The organism is Pectobacterium polonicum (genome assembly GCF_005497185.1).
GTDB classification, from domain to species: domain Bacteria; phylum Pseudomonadota; class Gammaproteobacteria; order Enterobacterales; family Enterobacteriaceae; genus Pectobacterium; species Pectobacterium polonicum.
Genome location: NZ_RJTN01000047.1, coordinates 1 through 5,896, shown reverse-complemented (window position 1 = coordinate 5,896; position 5,896 = coordinate 1). Strand labels below are relative to the sequence as shown.

Annotated in this window: 9 protein-coding genes; 6 read left to right on the top strand and 3 right to left on the bottom strand. The window is 49.8% G+C overall.

The annotated features are described in order from the left end of the window. Positions 1-437 precede the first annotated feature (437 nt). On the bottom strand, positions 438-671 hold the full coding sequence (locus EDI29_RS22380) for a hypothetical protein (RefSeq protein WP_103161200.1): 234 nt from the start codon (positions 669-671) through the stop codon (positions 438-440). A 643-nt stretch (positions 672-1,314) separates the two neighbouring features. On the opposite strand from EDI29_RS22380, the gene EDI29_RS22370 reads away from it, so the two are divergent. Then, positions 1,315-1,497, top strand: coding sequence for a hypothetical protein (locus EDI29_RS22370; RefSeq protein WP_103161201.1), 183 nt, complete (start codon positions 1,315-1,317; stop codon positions 1,495-1,497). A 16-nt stretch (positions 1,498-1,513) separates the two neighbouring features. Here the strand turns inward: EDI29_RS22370 and EDI29_RS22365 are convergent, their stop codons facing one another. After that, positions 1,514-1,891: an entry exclusion protein 1 gene (locus EDI29_RS22365; protein WP_103161202.1), complete on the bottom strand. Its 378-nt coding sequence runs from the start codon at positions 1,889-1,891 to the stop codon at positions 1,514-1,516. Positions 1,892-2,447: 556 nt separating this feature from the next. Between EDI29_RS22365 and EDI29_RS22360 the strand changes: the two genes are divergently transcribed. The 5 genes from EDI29_RS22360 to EDI29_RS22340 all read left to right on the top strand — a co-directional run bounded on the left by EDI29_RS22360 (position 2,448) and on the right by EDI29_RS22340 (position 4,812). Continuing rightward, entirely contained in the window at positions 2,448-2,672 is a 225-nt protein-coding gene (locus tag EDI29_RS22360) for a hypothetical protein (RefSeq protein ID WP_103161203.1), read from the top strand. Positions 2,673-2,746: 74 nt separating this feature from the next. Continuing rightward, complete coding sequence (locus EDI29_RS22355) at positions 2,747-3,007, top strand: plasmid stabilization protein (RefSeq protein ID WP_103161204.1); 261 nt, start codon at positions 2,747-2,749, stop codon at positions 3,005-3,007. Continuing rightward, positions 2,997-3,296: a type II toxin-antitoxin system RelE/ParE family toxin gene (locus EDI29_RS22350; protein WP_103161205.1), complete on the top strand. Its 300-nt coding sequence runs from the start codon at positions 2,997-2,999 to the stop codon at positions 3,294-3,296. The genes EDI29_RS22355 and EDI29_RS22350 overlap by 11 nt, the downstream gene beginning before the upstream one ends. A gap of 65 nt (positions 3,297-3,361) precedes the next feature. After that, positions 3,362-4,204: a site-specific integrase gene (locus EDI29_RS22345; RefSeq protein ID WP_240585821.1), complete on the top strand. Its 843-nt coding sequence runs from the start codon at positions 3,362-3,364 to the stop codon at positions 4,202-4,204. After that, entirely contained in the window at positions 4,201-4,812 is a 612-nt protein-coding gene (locus EDI29_RS22340) for a hypothetical protein (RefSeq protein ID WP_103161207.1), read from the top strand. The genes EDI29_RS22345 and EDI29_RS22340 overlap by 4 nt, the downstream gene beginning before the upstream one ends. A gap of 106 nt (positions 4,813-4,918) precedes the next feature. Here EDI29_RS22340 and EDI29_RS22335 read toward each other — a convergent pair whose 3' ends face one another. After that, positions 4,919-5,155, bottom strand: a complete 237-nt coding sequence (locus EDI29_RS22335) for a hypothetical protein (protein ID WP_137742638.1) — start codon at positions 5,153-5,155, stop codon at positions 4,919-4,921. Between the last annotated feature and the right edge of the window lie 741 nt (positions 5,156-5,896).

Below are 5,896 nucleotides of genomic sequence, written 5' to 3'. Positions count from 1 at the left end.
ACCACTTGACAAACGCCCTAATCGGGCGTTTGTTGATCAGGTAAGATTCAGTTTTCGCGAACTGAGTCACCGGCAGCTATCAGAATCCTTAGTTTCTCAGGCCGAAGATCTGATAGCTGCCTCGTTTTTACTGACAACCTAACGATCATCAGAATCATCTATTTTATCCTATTCCATAAGTGCACACCTAGCTTTTTCGCTGATTTTTCTCGCTTGATTTAAAAGGGAATTATCAGTCGGGTAGATCAAATTAACAACAATACCGCCGAACGGTAAGAATGTTAAAATCATGTTTAAACATACAGTTAAAAGTTGATATAAAAATCATAATCTAAACCCTCCCCTCAATTTCGAAATTTACCATGACATCCGTGATAAGCAGTGCGTAAAAAAAGCTCGTCAACCTAGAGATTGACGAGCCTTGTTCAGAAATAGAATTATTTTCCAATCAATACCAAAGAAGAAAACCATTTCGGGTTATTCTTCAGGGCATCATCAAGCTCATCCCACGTAATATTATCCGCAGTGTTTCCGCCTTTAACCTTCTCGTCGATGATGACCTTCAGCTTATCAAGGTTATCTTCTTTCTTAGATAAACCATTACGATACAACCAATCAGCCAGTTCATGCTCTTCGTCGGTATTAACAAACTTATTGTCGGGCTTACTCATAGGTAAATCTCCTTTTAATTTATAAAGATGAGTGGATAAAAAATACATATTATTAAAGTGGGTATTACTTACTCATTTATCAATAGTAATTTGATTTACCATAACATCCGATCCACGCACCACCCCGGACGCTCTCAACGCAACATTACGGCTTGAGCGCTAAAAAACGGGGTTATCTATGGGTCGGATCGGGAAAAACACGGCTGATAAATTTTAGCCGTCTGCATGCCTATGCACAGAAGTGCATAGGCAGTTTTTTCACGATAACGAGAACACGTAATCCCTGTTTTGGTCGCTTTTCCGCAGATTGGGACCATGGTCCCAGCCAAGAATAATTTTGCGCATGCGCAAACTCTCTCATCCACCAATCATCCCTTTTCGCCTATTTTCAGTTATGATGACACGTCACCGCACATCGGTGACCGGGTGTAGGAACCTGCTTTCTAGTTGGCGATAAAACGGACGCGCCAAGCGTCCTTTTTTATATCGCAGCCTTTGTTCGCCTCAATGGTGGCTCAGGCGGGGCAGCCTTCGGGCTGGCCGGGTCCGACTAGACCGGTATTCCTACCCCCGTCTGGGCTACCACCCAAAGAGCGTAGGAACTCTTGTGGTAGCTATCATTTTCTAGTTGAGAGCCATCATCATGTTCGACGATACCCCTCTTAGGCCTGAAGAACTGTTAGACCAATGCTGTGCGCTGTCCTATGCCGTCACCGCTATCACTCACGATCAGGTACGCGAAATTCTTGCGTTTGTGCTGCACGAAAAACTCCGGGATTTTTATGATTGCTACCACCCAGAGCAACGTTCTGAGGAAGACGATTAACGAACTGGCGCCCGTTTCATCCTAACCAGCGACGCCACCAGGGTTTAGGGTGAACGTTCTCCGATTCATCCTGTGCCGGCTTATATTCCAGCCGGCGCATTTCCTGGAGTTCCTGTTTGAGACCCGATACCTCTTCCCGGAGCGCTTTCATCTCAGAAATCAGGTCTTTCATTACGCTATTATCTGTCTCATCACCCTGTCTCTGAGTGTCCCGATCTGTTGTCTCACTCGGTTTCAGTTCACCGTAAACCCGCATCAACTCACTTGTATCAAGAGATCTACCACCATCAGACTCAGACCTATATGATACGCGGCCTTTCGCCATATCCCGGTACAGCGAACTTCGCCCTTTCCCGGTCAATTCCATCGCTTGTCTCACGCTGACCCACGCCATTGTCTCACCTCCGATTTTTGAGACAGTATAACGCTACACAAGATGTTCTCAGCCAATCGGCCATCTTCAGCCTGCTAATTAGGGTGCCTCGCTCTCATTTTTTCTCGCCTTTCTTTAGATTATTCGTTATCAGCTATACCCGCTATGTACAACGAATAAATACGTTGTACATAGCGGGTATAGCTGGATTTACTCAACATAGACGCAATAATTAAAAAGCATGTTGGTAGCGCAACATAATCCGTATTATTCTTGTGCTGTTGATGATTAGTGCACGTCACGCACTCCTGATTACACCGGATACAGGTCAACAATCCGCGCCCCTTGAGGGATCTGAGACCCAGCAGCGACATCTGGAGAAACTGAGGCGACGCAGTTAAAACGCCACCTGGTCAGTGTAACGACCGCGATTAGCCCACGCTGACGGGGAAAAACATGGCGAGAATAGTCCGAGCCAGACGCCACAAGGTGTCAAACAGGGGCAAATAGGCATTCAATTGCCGCTGAACCGGTATCTCCGGTCAGGCGTTCTTACAAACTATCAAGCGGTGATGATATGACGGAGTTTAGCGTCAGCCAGGAACTGGCCGCATTACAGGAAGAGACCCGGTTAATTCGCAAACCGCGCTACAGGAAATCGCGCCTCGATCGCTACACCGGAGAACTGCGCCAGCTTCATCAGGCCGGAGCCAGTGCCGCCGAGCTACAACGCTGGCTAAGAGCAAAGCGGATTAGGGTAGTGCTATCCACCGTAACCCGCTGGCTGGCTCGTCATGGTTAAGCCCGTAACATGCCATCCTAATGCGACGTTGCTACACTCAGAAACAGACTTACGGAAAATCAGGAGCGTCATCCATGAACAGCACCCACTACGAAAACGCGAACTTTCTGCGGGAGCTAGCCGAGAGCCTCCCACACCTCATTCCTTCAGGAAGTGCGGATAAAGCTGCACTGTTGCAGCGTCTCGCTAATGAAGAACTGGCACAGGCAGAGTATGAGGAAAGAGCACGCGCCAAAGTCGCAGAAGCCCGTGCCGACACCCGACCAAGTATGACAACCGACCAGCTTCGTCAGCAGCTACAGCGCCGCTATCAGGAAAAGCACGATGCCGTATGATGTGGAATGGAAAGCAAGTGCCACGGAGGATGTGATGGCACTTTTTGACTATATCGCTGAAAACGCTTCTCTCTGGGATGCAAGGCACGTTACTGAACGCCTCCTCGCTTCCACCGAAAAACTCGCCGAGTTTCCCAAGCTATATGAGCTAGATCCGCGCTATGGCGAGGGCGTCCGCCGTATCAGTCTGATGGGACAGAATGTGCTGTATGACGTGGATGATCCCACCCAGAAAGTTCAGGTTCTGGCTGTTATCGGTCAGCGCCAGAACCCTCAGCAGATCCGTTAACCTTCAACAGTATCCTCATGGCAAAAGCAAAATTTTCCTCACCCGGGCGTCAGGCGGCTTCGATCATGAAAGCCATACAAGGGGAAAGTCTGCGTTCAGTCGGTACCGTACGCAATTACGAACAGGCATTAACCCGGGTAGCAGAATGGGTTCGTGCATCCCGTATCCTCGGAGGACTTCGTGAACTAACGCCTTCTCTGGCCGTCAGTTATCTTGAATCCCGGGGCGAATCGGTAGGACAAAAAACCCTCGACATGGAGCGGCAAGCTATTCAGGCCATGATGCACCATGTCACCGGCATCCTGCCTCTGACCGAACGTTTACCGGTGATCCGCGCAGACCATCCGCAAATCCTGACAGGGCGGGCTTACACCTCAGAACAAATCACCCGTATTTGCGCCGCTCAAACCCCAAAGAACGCACTGGCGACAGAGCTGGCCTACGCCGCAGGATTACGCGCCCATGAGCTTTATACGCTGGCGAGACCGGATGAACAGCCGCCCAGTGTACGACAGGCCGATGCAACAAAGTGGGCGGGGCGTAGCGGTATAATCTACACCGTTCACGGTAAAGGCGGACTGGTTCGGGAAATCCAGCTTCCAAAGGAGCTTGCTTCACGCCTTGAAGCGGTCAGGCGCGACCACACCGTCACCCTGACCGATCGTGGCGTCAACCACACCAGCCGTTACGCGCTTGGTGGCGGCCATCCCTGGTCAAACAGCTTCAGTGCGGCCGCACAACGGGTATTAGGCTGGTCAGCCGGTGCCCACGGCGTTCGTCACAGCTATGCTCAGGAACGGATGCGTGAACTGCAACATCTGGGGCTGCTCCGGGAAGCTGCCCTGACGACAGTCAGCCAGGAAATGGGGCACTTTCGCCCAGAGATCACGGAAACCTACCTGCGATGAAATTTGTTTTCTGGCGAGTCACGGTGTTAATCGTTTTGTTTGCACTGCTTGGTGCGGCCTACGTGTATATATCAGCCAAACTGGAAAACTACACGCTGATAATCCGGCAAGGTGAACAGCTTATAAAATTTTCAGGCTGGTACATGGCTGCTGAGTTATGGCCATTCATGGTGTCGGGCATGTTCATCACAGGTAGTGCAGGCGGGATCGCACTCATCTGGATAATCGTTAAAGCCGATAACCGCGATCAGGCCGAAAAAATCGCGCATTACCATAGGCTAGCGTACCTCGCGCAAGAAAACGCCGTACAGGCCGAATTTAAAGCCAATGAACGCCTCGCTGAACAACTCAATCAGGCCATCCAGCGAGAAAATGCCGCCACGCTACGCGAACAGAAAGCCAGTATGCTCATCAGGACAACACAAGATCAGCTGGAAAACATCATCGCAGAAACGCTGAAACAGGTAGATATCGCCAAGGAAGAAAGTAATGACGCCGAAAACCGACGCAAAAATGCGACTGCGACAGCAGAGCGTAGGCGGAGAAAACTGGAAAAGCTCAAAACGGAACAGGAAAACCGGGAATTAATGGAATTTTTCAAATCCTGAAGCAACGTAAGGAGTGAACGGAGATCCCATCACAAACAGTGCTATTCCGCTTCCTCGCTCATTCGCTCACTCCGTTCGGTCATGAGACTGCGGCGAGCGGCGCGTGTTAACGACGAAAACCCGATGGTTTTTTCCATTCAAACAGGCGCTCCTGCGCAGACTCATGACGCTGGCGAACAATCCTGTTGGAGTCACGCTGAGAAATAATCTGCTGACGTGCCGTCGCTAACACCTTATTTTTCTCGGTGCCGGAAAGTCGCGCACCCTTTGCACGTTCTGCCGCGAAGACCGCAGCATCGATAAACTGTTTTTCAGAAACGGATAACGATGATAATCGAGTCATTAGAACCTCCAAAAGGAAAAAGACAGCAGCCCCCCTCCCCCCAAAGCCGGACCAGCAAGTCTCGCTTTTCCATAGGCTCCGCCCTCCTGACGAGTATCACAAAAAATGACGCTCAAGTCAGAAGAGGCGAAACCCGACAGGACTTAAAGATCCCCACCGTTTCCGATGGGTCGCTCCCTCGTGCGCTCTCCTGTTCCCACCATGAGGTTTACCCGTTGCAGACCGCCGTAAGGTGGCGTTTTCTCATTCCTCCCCGCGCAACTGGGTTCCTTGTAGGTGGTTCGCTCCAAGCTGGACTATATGCACGAACTCCCCGTTTAGTCCGACTACCACGTTTTGTACAGGTAACTGCTCTCTTGATTCCAACCCTGACAAACACGAAAAATCGCCACTGGCGGTAGCCATTGGTAACAGGTTTCACGGAGCGAGATTACATACATTTGTATGTAAGAGTTCTTGAAGTGGGAGCCAATCTACAGCTACACTGAAAGGACAGATTTGGTCACTGCGCTCCGTTTAAGCCAGTTACCACGGTTCAGAAGTTCCCCAACTTACTGAACCTTCGAAAAACCACCTCCCCAGGTGGTTTTTTCGTTTAGGATGCAAGGTTACGCTCCCGGAAAGTATTTCGTCAATAAACATCCTCTGTTGCTTCCTCACTATCATTGTGATGTAACATTTCTAATCACATATTTTTTATATTTAAACCAATTACTTAACCCATCAGCATGGGTAAATAAG

Coding starts and splice junctions, on each gene's coding strand:
- EDI29_RS22380 (WP_103161200.1), bottom strand. CDS start 671: ATGAGTAAGCCCGACAATAAGTTTGTTAATACCGACGAAGAGCATGAA.
- EDI29_RS22370 (WP_103161201.1), top strand. CDS start 1,315: ATGTTCGACGATACCCCTCTTAGGCCTGAAGAACTGTTAGACCAATGC.
- EDI29_RS22365 (WP_103161202.1), bottom strand. CDS start 1,891: ATGGCGTGGGTCAGCGTGAGACAAGCGATGGAATTGACCGGGAAAGGG.
- EDI29_RS22360 (WP_103161203.1), top strand. CDS start 2,448: ATGACGGAGTTTAGCGTCAGCCAGGAACTGGCCGCATTACAGGAAGAG.
- EDI29_RS22355 (WP_103161204.1), top strand. CDS start 2,747: ATGAACAGCACCCACTACGAAAACGCGAACTTTCTGCGGGAGCTAGCC.
- EDI29_RS22350 (WP_103161205.1), top strand. CDS start 2,997: ATGCCGTATGATGTGGAATGGAAAGCAAGTGCCACGGAGGATGTGATG.
- EDI29_RS22345 (WP_240585821.1), top strand. CDS start 3,362: ATGAAAGCCATACAAGGGGAAAGTCTGCGTTCAGTCGGTACCGTACGC.
- EDI29_RS22340 (WP_103161207.1), top strand. CDS start 4,201: ATGAAATTTGTTTTCTGGCGAGTCACGGTGTTAATCGTTTTGTTTGCA.
- EDI29_RS22335 (WP_137742638.1), bottom strand. CDS start 5,155: ATGACTCGATTATCATCGTTATCCGTTTCTGAAAAACAGTTTATCGAT.